This window comes from Streptomyces sp. NPDC091209, assembly GCF_044757755.1.
In the GTDB taxonomy this organism is placed as follows: Bacteria; Actinomycetota; Actinomycetes; order Streptomycetales; family Streptomycetaceae; genus Streptomyces.
In genome coordinates this window covers 22889-37547 of sequence record NZ_JBIVVR010000006.1, presented here as the reverse complement: position 1 = coordinate 37547, position 14659 = coordinate 22889, and the positions used below count along the sequence as shown (strand labels likewise).

At 72.2% G+C, this 14659-nt stretch carries 11 protein-coding genes; 2 read left to right on the top strand and 9 right to left on the bottom strand.

Annotated elements, in window-relative coordinates; genetic code table 11:
- Entirely contained in the window at window positions 1-717 is a 717-nt protein-coding gene (locus ACIQRL_RS18465; protein ID WP_401332481.1) for an isocitrate lyase/phosphoenolpyruvate mutase family protein, read from the top strand.
- A 153-nt stretch (window positions 718-870) separates the two neighbouring features.
- On the opposite strand, the gene ACIQRL_RS18460 is transcribed toward ACIQRL_RS18465, so the two are convergent.
- The 5 genes from ACIQRL_RS18460 to ACIQRL_RS18440 form a co-directional block, all read right to left on the bottom strand.
- On the bottom strand, window positions 871-1830 hold the full coding sequence (locus tag ACIQRL_RS18460) for an ABC transporter substrate-binding protein (RefSeq protein WP_401332480.1): 960 nt from the start codon (window positions 1828-1830) through the stop codon (window positions 871-873).
- Window position 1831: 1 nt separating this feature from the next.
- Window positions 1832-3772 carry an ABC transporter permease gene (locus tag ACIQRL_RS18455; protein WP_401332478.1) on the bottom strand — a complete coding sequence of 647 codons (1941 nt, stop codon included), beginning with the start codon at window positions 3770-3772 and terminating at the stop codon, window positions 1832-1834.
- Window positions 3772-4986, bottom strand: coding sequence for a glycine betaine/L-proline ABC transporter ATP-binding protein (locus ACIQRL_RS18450; RefSeq protein WP_401332476.1), 1215 nt, complete (start codon window positions 4984-4986; stop codon window positions 3772-3774). Before ACIQRL_RS18450 ends, ACIQRL_RS18455 begins: the two co-directional genes overlap by 1 nt.
- Window positions 4986-6515, bottom strand: coding sequence for a GMC family oxidoreductase (locus ACIQRL_RS18445; protein WP_401332474.1), 1530 nt, complete (start codon window positions 6513-6515; stop codon window positions 4986-4988). The genes ACIQRL_RS18450 and ACIQRL_RS18445 overlap by 1 nt, the downstream gene beginning before the upstream one ends.
- An 82-nt stretch (window positions 6516-6597) precedes the next feature.
- Window positions 6598-8109 (bottom strand): aldehyde dehydrogenase family protein, encoded by a 1512-nt coding sequence (locus tag ACIQRL_RS18440; RefSeq protein ID WP_401332472.1) that lies wholly within the window; start codon window positions 8107-8109, stop codon window positions 6598-6600.
- Between the two features lie 248 nt (window positions 8110-8357).
- On the opposite strand from ACIQRL_RS18440, the gene ACIQRL_RS18435 reads away from it, so the two are divergent.
- The gene (locus tag ACIQRL_RS18435) at window positions 8358-9299 is read left to right on the top strand and encodes a GNAT family N-acetyltransferase (RefSeq protein ID WP_401332470.1); all 942 of its coding nucleotides are present in this window, start codon (window positions 8358-8360) and stop codon (window positions 9297-9299) included.
- A gap of 40 nt (window positions 9300-9339) precedes the next feature.
- Here the strand turns inward: ACIQRL_RS18435 and ACIQRL_RS18430 are convergent, their stop codons facing one another.
- The 4 genes from ACIQRL_RS18430 to ACIQRL_RS18415 all read right to left on the bottom strand — a co-directional run bounded on the left by ACIQRL_RS18430 (window position 9340) and on the right by ACIQRL_RS18415 (window position 14437).
- Entirely contained in the window at window positions 9340-10371 is a 1032-nt protein-coding gene (locus tag ACIQRL_RS18430) for a hypothetical protein (RefSeq protein WP_401332468.1), read from the bottom strand.
- A gap of 298 nt (window positions 10372-10669) precedes the next feature.
- Window positions 10670-11659 carry a malate dehydrogenase gene (locus tag ACIQRL_RS18425; protein ID WP_401332467.1) on the bottom strand — a complete coding sequence of 330 codons (990 nt, stop codon included), beginning with the start codon at window positions 11657-11659 and terminating at the stop codon, window positions 10670-10672.
- Window positions 11660-12190: 531 nt separating this feature from the next.
- A complete protein-coding gene (locus tag ACIQRL_RS18420; protein WP_401332465.1) occupies window positions 12191-13408 on the bottom strand; it encodes a DUF2690 domain-containing protein in 1218 nt (405 codons plus the stop codon).
- 582 nt (window positions 13409-13990) lie between these two features.
- Window positions 13991-14437: a DUF3017 domain-containing protein gene (locus ACIQRL_RS18415; protein ID WP_401333318.1), complete on the bottom strand. Its 447-nt coding sequence runs from the start codon at window positions 14435-14437 to the stop codon at window positions 13991-13993.
- Window positions 14438-14659: the final 222 nt, after the last annotated feature.

The window sequence follows — 14659 nt, the reverse complement described above, 5'->3', positions numbered from 1 at the left end:
ATGGTGAACAAGGCCGAGACGTTGCGGGCACTGCACCACGGGCGGGTGCCGGGGGATCCGCTGGTGCTGCCCGGGCCCTGGGACGCCGCGAGTGCCCGGGTGTTCGTGGACGCGGGATTCGCGGCGCTCGCCACGCCGAGCGCCGGGGTCGCCGCCTCGCTCGGGTACGCGGACGGGGAGACGCCCGCCGACGAGATGTTCGCGGCGGTCGCGCGGATCGCACGGGCCGTCGACGTGCCGGTGTCGGCGGATGTCGAGGACGGCTACGGACTCGCGCCCGAGGAACTGGTGGAGCGGTTGCTGGAGGCGGGCGCCGTCGGCTGCAACCTCGAGGACTCCACGAACGGTGTCCTCAAGGACGCGGCCCGGCACGCCGACTGGCTGGCCGAGGTGCGCGGCGCGGCGGCGGACCAGCTCTTCGTGAACGCCCGCGTCGATGTCTTCGTCCACGGGGACGGCGATCCCGGGCGGGCCATCGAGCGCGCCGCGCTGTATGTCGCCGCGGGGGCCGACTGCGTGTACCCGATCGGGGCACCGCCCGAGGTCCTTCCACTGCTGCGGTCGGGCATCCTCGGTCCGGTGAACGCGTTCGCCCGGCTCGGCGGGGTGTCGGCACGCGAACTGGGTGAACTCGGGGCCACCCGGGTCACGTTCGGCCCCGGTTTGCAGCGCCGGGCGGCCGAGGCACTGCGGGACGTCGCGGCGGAGCTGAGGTAGGCCGGCCGACGCCTTGTCCGGCGACGGCGCGCTGCCTGGCGCCGCCGCCCAGGCGCCGTGCCAGCCCCGGGCGGACCGTCGGCGAACTGGCGGTCTCCGTGGGGCGGGTGCCACCTCCGGCATCCGCCCCACGGCCGTACCAGGCCGCGGCGACTACGCCGGAAGCCACGCCCGCCAGGTCGAGGCGTGGCGCTCCACCCACTTCTTCGCCGCCTCCTGAGGCGTCAGCTTGTCGTTGGCGATCATCAAGGAGACCTCGTTCTGGTCCGCGGTGGTCCACTTGAAGTTCTTCAGGAACGCGGCGGCCCGGCCGCCGGTCTTCGCGAAGTCGGCGTTGAGGTACTTCCGCAGCGGGGTGTGCGGATAGGCGCAGGCGACCTTCGCCGCGTCGGCGTCACAACCGTCCTTGTAGGCGGGCAGCTTCACCTCGGTCATGGGGACCTTCTCGAACAGCCACTGCGGGGAGTACCAGTACGTGAGGAAGGGCTTCTTCTCCTTCGCGAACTGCTTCATCTGCGTGATCTGCGCGGCTTCCGAACCGGCGAACACCACCTGGTAGTTGAGCTTCAGGTTGTTCACCAAGGCCTTGTCGTTGGTGACGTACGACGGGGAGCCGTCGAGGAGTTGGCCCTTGCCGCCGCTCTCGGGGGTACGCAGCCGGTCGGCGTACTTGTTCAGGTTCTTCCAGTTCGTGACGTCGGGGTGCTGCTTGGCGAAGTACGTCGGGACGTACCAGCCGATGTGCCCGGTCACGCCCAGATCGCCGCCGGGCGCGATCGTCCTCTTGTCCGCGATGTACCGCTTCTCCTGGTCGGGGTGGCCCCAGTCCTCCATGATCGCGTCGACGCGGCCCTGGCTGAGCGCGTCCCAGGCGGGCACCTCGTCGACCTGGACCGTGTCGACGCGATAGCCCATCTCGTGTTCGAGGAGGTACTGCGCCACGGCCACGTTCGACTGGGCGCCGACCCAGGACTGCACGGACAGGGTGACCGTCCTGGCGCCCCGGGCGTTCGCGAAGGGCGAGGCCTGCTTGGTCATGTCGGCGGCACCGCAGCCGGTGAGCAGCAGCAGGGCCGATGCGCCGGCCACCGCGGATGTCGTACGGACGCGCATGTCACGCTCCCTTCTGGACGCGGCGCCGCGTCGGCTGGGTCACCCGGTCGAGCATCAGGCCGAGGCAGACGATCGCGGCGCCCGCGACCAGGCCGGTGGCCAGATCGCCCTGGGCGAGGCCGAACACGACGTCGTAGCCGAGCGCGCCCCCGCCGACCAGCCCGCCGATGATGACGACGGCGAGGACCAGGACGACGCCCTGGTTGACGGCGAGCAGCAGCGCGGGCCGCGCCAACGGCAGCTGGACCTGGCGCAGTTGCTGCGCGGGGGTCGCGCCCAGGGAGCGGGCGGCCTCCAGCGCGGCCGGGTCGACGGCGCGCAGCCCCTGGGTGGTGATGCGGACCACGGCGGGCAGCGCGTAGACGACCGCGGCGGCGACGGCGGGTGCGCGGCCGACGCCGAACAGCGCGACCACGGGGATGAGGTAGACGAACTGCGGCATGGTCTGGAAGACGTCGAGGACAGGCCGGAGAAGGCGCTCGAACCGCTCGCTGCGCGCCGCCGCGATCCCGGTGGCGAAGCCGAGCACGAGGGTCACGGCGACCGCCGCGAGCACCTGGGAGAGCGTGTCGAGGGACGGCTTCCAGGCGCCCAGGACGCCGATCGCGGCCATGGCGAGGACGGCGGTGAGCGCGGTGCTCCAGGTGCCGATCAGCCAGGCCAGGGCGGCCACGACGAGCAGCACCGACCACCAGGGCAGCCACTGCAGGCCGTCCCGGACCGGGTCGAGGACCCAGGTGGTGAAACGGCCCGCCCAGTCGGCGGTGCCGCCGATGTACGGGACGCCGGAGTAGAGGTGGCCGGTCATCCAGTCGACGGCCCTGTTCACCGGCTCGGCGATGCCGACCGTCCACGCGTCGGGCCAGTCCAGCCTGTTCGCGAGGCGTCCGGCGACCGCGACGGCCACGGCGCCGGCCACCGCGTACAGCCAAGGAGTCTTCTCGCGGGCCTCTCCGAGCCGTTCACCCGCCGCGGCCGTGACCCGGTCGAGGACGACCGCGAGGAGGACGATCGGGATGCCGGCGGCGAGCGCGGCGCCGACGTCCACGGAGGCGAGGGCCTGGTAGACGCGGTCACCGAGACCGCCCGCGCCGATCACGGAGGCGATGACGGCCATGGACAGCGCGATCATGATCGTCTGGTTGAGGCCGAGGAGGAGTTCCCTGCGGGCCAGCGGGAGACGGGCGGTGAGCAGGCGCTGGCGGGCCGTGGCGCCGAGCGAGGCGACGGCCTCCATCACGCCCTCGTCCGCGTCGCGCAGGCCGAGCGCGGTGAGGCGGGCCATGGGTGGGGCGGCGTAGACGACGGTGGCGAGCACGGCCGCGGGGACGCCGATGCCGAAGACGAGCACCACGGGCAGCAGATACGCGAACGCCGGGAGCACCTGCATGGTGTCGAGGACGGGACGCAGGGCGCGGTGGGTGCGGTCGGAGAGCCCGGCGGCGAGGCCGAGCAGCATGCCCAGCACGACGGAGGCGAGCACGGCGACCACCATGACGGCCAGCGTCTGCATGGTGGGCACCCACATGCCGAGCAGTCCGCAGGCGAGGAACGCGGCGGCGGTTCCGAGGGCCAGGCGTAGGCCGGCGGCGCGCCGGGCCACGAGGGCGGCCACGGCGGTCACTCCGGCCCAGCCGGCCCCGAGGAGCAGCAGATAGACGGCCCGTACGGAGAGGACGACGGCGTTGCTGACGTAGCCGAAGAAGTACAGGAACAGCGGGTGGCTGTCGCGGTTGTCGATGATCCAGTCGCCGGTTCTGCCGAGCGGTCCGGTCAGGTCGACGGTCAGCGCGTGCGGCCAACTGTCACCGCCCCAGCGGGCGTTGGCGATCGGCACGAGCACCGCCGCGACGCCCGCGAGCAGCAGGAGCTTACCGACGGCCGGACGTCCGAGGCCCCGGGGAAGGACCGTACGGGGGACGGATGCGGTGACTGCGGCCATCACACCGCCTCCTTGCACGAGTCCGCGCCGGTGGACGGGGTCGAGTCGGGCGGGGTCGAGTCGGAGCGCGGCGTCGACGCGGTGCAGAGGTCCGAGCCGGCGACGACGTGGAGCAGGCGCTCGTGGTCGACGACGCCCAGGCAGCGGCCGTCCCGTACGACGCAGGCGGCGTGGCCGGTGCGGGCGACGGTCTTGATGGCGTCGGCGACCACGGTGTCGGGGGCCAGCGCGCCGGGGTGGTCCGGCCCGCCGCAGTCCCCGGCGCGCATGGCCGTGCGGACCGTCATGACCTGCTCGCGGGGCACGTCACGGACGAACTCGCGGACGTAGGCGTCGGCCGGGGAGCCGACGATCTCCTCCGGGGTGCCGAGCTGGACGATCCGGCCGTCGCGCATCAGGGCGATCCGGTCGCCGAGGCGAAGGGCCTCGGCCAGGTCATGGGTGATGAAGACCATCGTGCGGCCCTCCTCGCGATGCAGCCGGACGACCTCTTCCTGCATGTCGCGACGGATCATCGGGTCGAGCGCGCTGAACGGCTCGTCGAAGAGCAGGACTTCGGGGTCGACGGCGAGCGCGCGGGCGAGCCCGACGCGCTGCTGCTGACCGCCGGACAGCTGTCCGGGCCTGCGCCGCTCCATGCCGTCCAGGCCCACCTTGGCGACGACCTCGGCGGCCCTGGCCCGGCGTTCCTCGCGCGGGACGCCCTGGATCTCCAGGCCGTACGCGACGTTGTCGAGCACGGAGCGGTGCGGCAGCAGGCCGAAGTGCTGGAAGACCATGGCGGCGCGGTGTCGGCGCAGTTCGCGCAGCCGGGCCCTGTCCATCGCGAGGACGTCCTCGCCGTCGATCGCGAGGCTGCCCGAGGTGGGCTCGATCAGCCGGGTGAGGCAGCGGACCAGCGTGCTCTTGCCCGAACCGGACAGGCCCATGACGACGAAGACCTCGCCCTTGCGGACGTCGAAGCCGACGTCACGGACGGCGGCGGTGCAGCCGGTGGCGGCGCGCAGCTCGGCGGCGTCCAGGGAGGCGAGTTCGGGGTCGCCGGGGACACGGTCGGCCTTCGGACCGAACACCTTCCACAGGTTGCGCACGGAGAAGACGGGTTCACTCGCCCGGGCCGCGGTCTCGACTCCCTTGCCGGGCAGGGTGGTTGCGGCCCCGGCGGAGGTGTTGTCGTCCGCGGCGGACGGGTTCACGTCGGTCGTCGTACTCATCACGCACCGCCCCCGATCAGGTCGGCGGCCTTCTCGCCGACCATGAGCACCCCGATCATCGGGTTCACGGCGGGCATGGTCGGGAAGACGGAGGCGTCGGCGATCCGGATGCCGTCGAGGCCGCGGACGCGCAGTTCGGGGTCCACCACCGCGCGTTCGTCGGAGAGTTCGCCCATCCGGCAGGTGCCCGCCGGGTGGTACACGGTGTGCGCGACCCGGCGCGCGTACGCGCCGAGTTCCTCGTCGCCGGTGATGCCGGGACCGGGGCACACCTCTCGCTTGAGCCAGCCGGCGAGCGGCTCGGCCGCGGCTATCTCGCGGGCGATCTTGATGCCGTCGACGAGGGTACGGCCGTCGTAGTCGTCCTCGTCCGTGAAGTACCGGAAGTCGAGGGCGGGTTTGACGGCCGGGTCGGCGCTGGTCAGGTAAAGACGGCCGCGGCTGCGTGGCTTGGGGATGTTGGGGGTCATGGAGACGCCGTGCGCGGGGCGTTCGTAGCCGAGGCGCTCCGGGTTGTCCGTGAAGGGGATCTGGTAGAAGTGGAACATCAGGTCGGGGCCCGGCTGTCCGGGGTCGCGGCGGACGAACAGGCCCGCGTCGGAGTCCATCGCGGAGTTCTCCGGGATCGGCCCGTTCGTCTCCCAGACGATCACCGACTCGGGGTGGTCGAGCAGGTTCTCGCCGACCCCCGGCAGATCGTGCACGACCGGGATGTCCAGCTCCTCCAGGTCACCGGCGGGTCCGATGCCGGAGTGCAGCAGCAGACGCGGCGAGTCGACCGCGCCCGCGCACAGCAGGACCTCGTTCCGCGCCCGGACGAGCACCTCTTCGTCGTCCTTCGTGCGGACGTGCACACCCGTGACGCGCGTTCCCTCCAGCTCCAGTCCGTACGCCCAGGTCTCCAGCAGGAGCGTCAGGTTGGGCCGCTCGTCCATCACCGGGTGCAGGTACGCCACCGAGGCGCTGGACCGCTTGTTGTTCTCCGGGTGGTACGCGAGGTCGAAGAAGCCGACGCCCTCGGTGAACGGCTGCCGGTTGAAGCCCTCGACGCGCGGCACGTCGAGGGCGGACCGCGCGGCGTCCACGAAGTCCCTCGCGATGGCGTTCCGGTCCTTCTCGTCGACCGGGACGATGTTGTTCAGGAGTCGCGCGTAGTACCCCTCCATCGACACCGCGCCCCAGCCCTTGGCACCGGCCGCCTCCCACTCGTCCCAGTCGGACGGCAGCGGCTTGAACGCGATCAGCGTGTTGTGCGACGAGCAGCCGCCGAGCACCCGGGCACGGCTGTGCCGGATGTGGGAGTTGCCGCGCGGCTGCTCGGTGGTCGGGTAGTCGTAGTCGAGCTCCCCGCCGAGCAGGCCCATCCAGCGGCGCAGGGTGAGGACGTCGTCGCGGCCGACATCGCTGGGTCCGCCCTCGATGACGGCGACGGTGACGTCCGGGTTCTCGGTGAGGCGGGACGCGATCACGGAGCCCGCCGTGCCGCCGCCGATGACGACGTAGTCGTACGTGTTCTCGTGCTGGGACATGAAGTGGTGCTCCAAAGTTCCTGGTGCGGTGGGGGGTTGGGGAAGGGACGCGAACGCGGAGGCCGACGGAGGGGTGCCGCTCTCAGCCCGCGAACCAGCGGACGGGTTTCGGCGCGAGGTTCTGGTAGACGTGCTTGGTCTCGCGGTACTCGGCGAGCCCGGCCGGGCCGAGTTCGCGCCCGACGCCGCTCCGGCCGAAGCCGCCCCACTCCGCCTGCGGGAGATAGGGGTGGAAGTCGTTGATCCAGACGGTGCCGTGGCGCAGCCGGCCCGCGACACGGCGGGCGCGGCCGGCGTCGGCGGTCCAGACGGCGCCGGCGAGGCCGTACTCGGTGTCGTTGGCGAGGGCGACGGCCTCGTCCTCGGTCACGAAGGTCTCCACGGTCAGGACGGGCCCGAAGACCTCCTCGCGGACGACCCGCATCCCGCGGTGGCACTGGTCGAGGACGGTCGGCTCGTAGAAGTACCCGGCGGCGGGCCGGACCCCGGACGGCTCGGGCCGCTTGCCGCCGGCGCGCAGCACCGCTCCCTCGGCCAGCGCGGAGGCGACGTACGCCTCGGTCTTCGCGCGCTGCTGCTCGGAGACGAGCGGGCCGCATTCGACGCCGTCCTCGGTGCCGCGGCCGAGCCTGATCGCGCTCGCCCTGCGGGCGAGTTCGGCGACGAAGCGCTCGCGCAGGGACTCCTCGACGATGAGCCGTGAACCGGCCGAGCACACCTGGCCGCTGTGGATGAAGGCGGCGTTGAGTGCCTGGTCGACGGCGGTGTCGAAGCCCGCCTCGGTGACGCAGGCGTCGGCGAAGACGACGTTGGGGTTCTTGCCGCCGAGTTCGAGCGCGACCTTCTTGACCGTGTCGGCGGCGGCGCGTGCCACCTTCGTACCGCTGGCGAGGCCGCCGGTGAAGGACACGAGGTCGACGTCGGGGTGCTCGGCGAGGCGGGCGCCGACCGTGTGCCCGGAGCCCGTGACGAGACCGGCGACACCGGCGGGCAGTCCGGCCTCGGCCAGCAGACCGAGCAGGGCGACGGTGGTCAGCGGGGTGATCTCGCTCGGCTTGACCACGAAGGTGTTGCCCGCGGCGAGAGCTGGCGCGATCTTCCAACTGGCTTGCAGGAGAGGGTAGTTCCACGGCGTGATCAGCGCGCACACGCCGACGGGTTCGTGTACGACGAGGCTGTGGATGTCGGACGACCCGGCGTCCACCACCCGTCCGCCCCCCTCGCCCACCACGAGGTCGGCGAAGTAGCGGAAGGCGTCGGCGACGCAGTCGATGTCGACGCGCCCCTCCTCCAGGGTCTTGCCCGCGTCACGGCTTTCGAGCAGCCCGAGTTCCTCGCGGTCGCGGACGAGGAGGCCGGCGACGCGGCGCAGCAGGGCGGCGCGCTCGGCGACGGGGGTGTGCGGCCAGGGGCCCTCGTCGAAGGCGTGGCGTGCGGCGGCGACCGCGAGGTCCGTGTCCTTCTCGTCGCCCTCCGCGACCACGGCGAACGGCTCGGCATCGGCGGGGTCGAGGATCTCGCGCGTCGCGCCGGAGAGCGCCGCGCGCCACTCGCCGCCCACGTGGATGGTCTGTTCTGCCTGCTGTCCGGCCATGATCGGTGTCGCCTGCCGTTCCTGTGCGATGCCCCTGTGTCACACGTGTGTCACTCCCGGGAGCCGTGAGCACCTGCCCCCCGACCCCGGCCGCATGCACAATCCGTCACCAAAAGTGCGTCGGGTCACTGAAAAATGGGGTGAAACACGATGAGAACGGGTGCCGGACAGCGATGGACAGCCCTCTTTCCTTTGACTAAAGTCAAAGGAATAGCGAGCTGCGCAGGAAGCCGGACAGGGAGCGGCACATGGGACCTGACACGGAGCCGGACAGGGAGCCCGTACCGGCGGACCAGGTGGCGACGCTGCGGCGGTTCAACCGCTACTTCACCCGGCGCATCGGAGCCCTCGACGACCACTACCTCGGCCAGGACCGCCCCCTGGGCGAGGCCCGGCTGCTCTTCGAGATCGGCGGGTCGGGAGCCTCCCTGCGCGAACTCCGGGCCCGGCTCGGCCTGGACGCCGGGTACCTGAGCCGGATGGTGCGGGCCCTGGAGGCGCAGGGCCTGGTCCGGGTGAGCGTCCATCCCGGCGACAGCAGACTGCGGGTCGCCGAGCTCACGGACGCCGGGCAGGTCGAGGTCAAGGAGCAGAACCGGCTGGCCAACGGCCTGGCCGAGGGTCTGCTCGGCGGTCTCACGGCCCCCCGGCGCGCGGAGCTGACCGCGGCCCTCGACACGGCGCACCGACTGCTCCGGCTCGCCGCCATCTCCGTGAAGACCGTCGACGGCGCCTCCCCCGACGCCCGCGCCTGCCTCGACGCGTACGCGGCGGACATCGACGAGCGGTTCCCCGAGGGCTTCGACCCCGGCACCCTCGTCCGGCCCCACGAGGTGTCGGGCGACGCGGGCGCCTTCCTCGTCGCCTACGAGGAGGGTCGTCCCGTGGGCTGCGGGGCGCTGCGCCGGCTCGCTCCCCGGGCGGGCGAGATCCGCCATGTGTGGGTGCACCCGGCCGCCCGCCGGCTCGGTCTCGGACGGCGCATCCTCGACGGCCTCGAACAGCGGGCCGCCGAGCGCGAGTTCACCGTCGTACGACTCGACACGCACGCGGCGCTCACGGAGGCGCAGGCGATGTACCGGGCGTGCGGATACACGGAGATCCCGCGCTACGACGACAACGTGTACGCGGCGCACTGGTTCGAGAAGCGGCTGCCCGGCGCCGGGGCACAGGAACCGCCCGCGCGTTAGAAGCGGCTCCCGCGTTCAGGACATCGGTACAACTCCCGCGTCAGGTGGGGCTCGTACAGTCGAAGCCGTTCGGGCAGAAGGAGTTCACGGCCGTCGTGAGCTGCTCGGTCATGTCCGTGCCCGGCGGGCCGCTGGCGACGATGGCGTACGGCGTTCCGTCGGCGGCCTGGAAACGGTGGTCGATGTTCTGGGTGGGCCCGTTCTGCTTGCTGTCGTAGCGGTAGCTGAACTCCGTCCAGTCGGTGCCGCTGTGCCGGTCCAGGTACTGGTAGCCCCGGGCCCCCTCCGCGATGGACTGGGCCTGCGCCGAGGACTCCGACACGGAGTCCTCCTTGATCTCGAACACCAAGAGGCTGCGGTCACCACCGGGGGCCGTGTACGTGACGACGGGAGCCAGCTTGCCCTGCGTCTCCTCGCGCGCCCAGCCGTCCGGCACGTCCACGGTGTAGCCGAGCGGATCGACCGCCCTGCTGTAACCGGGGGACGGCGCCGGGGCGGTGGTCGTGGCCGGATCGGCGTAGGCACCCTCACCGCCCGAGGTGTTCGAAGTGTTCGGGGTGTCCGGAGACACGCCGGGCTGCGTGGCCGTGACGGTCACCGCGGGACCGGACGGCCCCGCGTTCGGGTGTCCCGCCGAATCGCCTCTGGTCAGCGCCCACAGCCCGCCGCCCACACCGCCCGCCAGAACGGCCACCGCCACGATCACCAGAAGCAGCCGCCGCGAGTCACCGGCCCCCGGCGCCCGGCCGCCGCCGGGTGTCGCGCCGCCCCCGGGCCAGGTCTGCGGCTGCTGATGCGGCTGCGGCCACGCCTGGGCCTGCTGCTGATGCTGGGGCCATGGATGCGGCTGCGGCGGCACCGGCTGTGCCTGCGGCTGCGGCGGCACCGAGCCAGCGGGCGGATGGGGCTCAGGCCGCAGGGGACCCACCTGGGTGGCCGCCGCCCACCACTGCTGGTCCCCGGCCGGCGGCGCCCCGCCGGCGTCGACGCCGTCCTGAACCCCGTCACCGTCCGGCCGCGCCGCACCGTCGTCGACCCATTGCCGACGGTCCGCGTCCCATCGCTGCGCCATCCCCCACCCCCCGCTCCCCGTCGGCCCCACCCGACGGCCCGATCTCGGCGCGCCTCCCGCCGAACCCCTGCCGCGCCCCTGCCCCCCGGCGGACCGTACGGAACGACGATAGTGAGGATTCCGCCAACAGCACCCCCCTTTATGACGACAAAGCACACACGTTCGATACGTACTTTCGGTACGCCATTCCGTCCTCGCTCGCCGACCCCTCACCACCCCCGAACACACCGATGCCCGGGTGGTCATCACCACCCGGGCATCGCGCGTTCAGATCAGTTCTGATCCGGATCTGGTCCGATCAGATCAGGCCGAGGCTGCGGACCGCCTCGCGCTCCTCCTCGAGCTCCTTCACGGAGGCGTCGATGCGGGTGCGGGAGAACTCGTTGATATCCAGGCCCTGGACGATCTCGTACTGGCCGTCCTTCGTGGTGACGGGGAAGGAGGAGATGAGACCCTCCGGCACACCGTACGAACCGTCCGACGGGATGCCCATGGAGGTCCAGTCGCCCTCGGCCGTGCCGTTGACCCACGTGTAGACGTGGTCGATGGCGGCGTTGGCGGCCGAGGCGGCCGAGGACGCGCCACGGGCCTCGATGATCGCCGCACCGCGCTTGGCGACGGTCGGGATGAACTCCTCGGCGAGCCACTTCTCGTCGTTGACGACCTCGGCGGCGTTCTTGCCGGCGACCGAGGCGTGGAAGATGTCGGGGTACTGGGTGGCGGAGTGGTTGCCCCAGATGGTCAGACGCTTGATGTCGGCGACCGTGGTGCCCGTCTTCTTCGCGAGCTGGGTCAGCGCGCGGTTGTGGTCCAGACGGGTCATGGCGGTGAAGCGCTCGGCGGGTACGTCCGGCGCGGCGGCCTGGGCGATCAGCGCGTTGGTGTTCGCCGGGTTGCCGACGACCAGGATCTTGACGTCGTCCGCGGCGTTGTCGTTGATGGCCTTGCCCTGCGGCTTGAAGATGCCGCCGTTGGCGGAGAGCAGGTCGCCGCGCTCCATGCCCTTGGTGCGGGGGCGGGCGCCGACGAGGAGACCGACGTTGGTGCCGTCGAAGGCGACGTTCGGGTCGTCCGTGATGTCGATGCCCTGAAGAAGCGGGAAGGCGCAGTCGTCCAGCTCCATCGCGGTGCCCTCGGCGGCCTTCAGCGCCGGCGTGATCTCCAGGAGGCGCAGCTTGACCGGCACGTCCGCGCCGAGCAACTGGCCTGAGGCGATGCGGAAGAGCAGGGCGTAACCGATCTGGCCGGCCGCGCCGGTGACGGTGACGTTCACGGGAGTGCGGGTCATGGCGTTCTCCGTATGACAGCAGGCGGTGGGGCGTCCCTGCCCCGGGTGCAGGATCGTCCCCTGCCACCACCGCAATGATCGATCAAAGGTTCCGATGATCGATCTCTCGGCGTCAAGAGAGATCCGCCGTCAGGCTATCGCGCATCCGGGACGCCGGGCGTCAGGGTCCGTGTGGCCCACCCCACAGATCTCCCGCGGACCCCCAGGGGGAGGCGGTCGCCGTGCTCGGGAGAGGGTGAACTCGGCGACCGCCAAAGGGGGTACCGGGGACGCCGGAAAGGGATCTCCCCCCTCCCCGACAGCACCGGATCCCGTGGGGGTACGGCTCGCCTGCCCCCTCCTCGCGAACCCATTCCCCCAACACCAGGATTTCTCCGGGGCCTTCCCCCGGCCGTTCTCCGCCCCTACCGACCCGCACCCGGGGCTCCGACCCGAAAACCCCGCTCCTCATACGTCGGAGGGGCCGAAGTCTTCGCCCGGAACCTGGGCCGGAGCCGGCCTACGGACGCGGGCCGGACGTCGGCGCCCCCGCTACGGAGTGCACCCCTTCCGACCGGACTTCAGCGTCGCGCACGCCTTCGCGTCACCGGCGTCCTTCACCGCGACCATCGGCGTGTACGCGTCCGCGGCCCGGTCCACCGCGGCCGTCTGCTTCGCCGCGCCCCCCGACGACACCTCGACCCGGTCCCCCACCACCGCCTGCGTGATACGGGCCCAGGCCGTCCCGCACGTCTTGCTGTACCGCACCTCCACCAGCGTGGTCCCCAGCGTCACGCTGGTCGTGGTCCTGGCCAGTTGACCGCCGCAGCCCATTTTCTCGGGGTCCTTCCCGGTGCAGGAGGCCCCAGCGCACTTCACCCCGGGCGGCAGATCGGGTTGGGCACTGGCCGAGGTCGCCGCCGTCCTCGGCGTACCTCCCGCGTCCTTCTTCTCCCCGCCCCGTGTGAGGTAGACGGCGGCCGCCACGACGACCAGCGCGCCCACCACCCCGGCGAGAAACATCGTCAGCCGCCGCTTCCGCCGCGCGGCGTCGTCCGCCCCCGACCCGGCACCGACGGGCCGCACGTCCTGCGGCTCCGGCCCCCCACCGGCGCGCACCGGCCCCACCGGCGCCGCCGGACCGAACCGCCCGCCCCCGCCGGACGGTGACGCGACAGCCCCCCAGCCGCCACCGGCCCGCCCTGCCCCACCGGAACCGGCCGACGCACGCGCGGACGAGGCCTCGCCCCCGTCCCGCCCGGTCGGCTGCACCGGCACCGACGGAGACCCGGACGGGCGTCCGGACGACGGGAACGGTGGTGCCGCCGGCGAACCCCCCGACGGTTCCGCGACCCCGGGCGCGGCGGTCGCGCCGCCACTCTGCCGGGCCGACTGCCGCCGCCCGCCGCTCCCCTTCGCCGGAGACGGCCCGAACTCCCCCAGCGCGGCCCGCGCCTGGGATATTCGTATCGCCTCCATCGTCATGTCGTGGCGCATCTCCGAACGGCTCCAGGCACGCTCGGCCAGCTCCCACATGGTCGCCAGATGCACGGGGCTGGTCCCGGTCACCTCGGCCAGCGCGACGATCGCACCCTTGGGCGCGAGGAGCCGGCCGTTCAGGTACCGCTCCCAGGACGTCCTGCTGTAGCCCGTGCGGTCGGCCACGGCCGCGATGCCCAACCCGCTCCGGTCGACGAGCAGTCGCAGCTGACTGGCGAACTCCTTGACCTGCGGATCGAGTTCATCCGGCAACGCCTTCCAACGAGGCATTCTTCCCCCCACTTCCCCCCGTACGTGCACAACCGTTTCCCGCGTGTGGCTCCCGGACTCCCGGCCCCGCCTCGAACGGAGGGGTACCCCCGTCTCCGCCGAGTCCCCGTTCTGGCTACCCACAGGGATGCGCTCGGTCGGGATCTCAGTTCCCGATATGGGGGCGCACGGGAGCATTTGAGCCGGAGCATGCACCGTTGCACGCCCGCCGGACCACGGTCCAGTGTTCCACCGGCACCGGCGAGATGGCAGTGCCACAACGGCCGCCCCACGGGACGGAGTTGGGCGGTTCCCGTCGTACAGCGCGCACACCGTACCGGAATGGTCACTTCCGTGCCACAGCGGACTGCCGGCTGTTGAACAGGCCGTTCCCATGCACAAGGGTTGACCCAGGGCGGAACACTCGCCCGATCGCGGCCCGTCCTTGACTCGGGGGAGAGGACGGGCCGCTGTCGTCCCCGAAGCACCCGGACCCAGGCAAGGGGCGTCAGGTGGAACGAAACGGCCCGTCTTCCCCCTAGGGGGAAGACGGGCCGTCGGCACGCGCGGGCGAACCCGCACACACGCGGAAGTCGTCCGCGGTCAGCGCACCGTGAAGTGCAGGGTGTCGTCGAGGAACGGGATCTCCAGCATCGGGTTGGGCTGGGCCATCAGCGCGAGCACCACGATGGCGGTGCCCAGGACGCCGTACGTGAGCATGTCCGTGAAGCGGGATCGAACCGCGAGCATGCCGACGCTGGGCAGCATCCAGCGCATCACGGCGCCCGCGAGCAGCGCGGCGCCGATCAGGATCGTGCCGACGCGGAACACGTCGAGCGCGGTGAGCAGCAGGCCGAGCGCGACGCCCGACAGCACGGTGAGGATGGGCCACTGACGCGCGGGCGCCGGGGCGTCCCCGGACGCCGCCCGGCCGCCGCCCTCCGGCCGCGCGGTGTCGCGGGTGAACAGCGGGAAGCGCCGCGTGGTCCGCCGCGGCTTCCCCTCGGCGTCGGGCGCGCTGATCGCGTCCCGCGAGCCGGCCCCGTCCAGCTCATCGACGTCGACGTCGGCACCGGCGTCAGCCTCAGCACCGGACCCGGCCTCCGCCTCGGACGCAGCCCCGGCCCCAGCCCCGGCCCCAGCCCCGGCCTCGGACGCGGACCGGCTCCCGGCCCCGGCCTCAGCCACAGACCCGGCTGCGGCTCCGACTCCGGCTCCCGCCCCATCCTTCAGCTCGGCCTCGATCTCGGTCTCCTTCTCGGACTCGGTCCG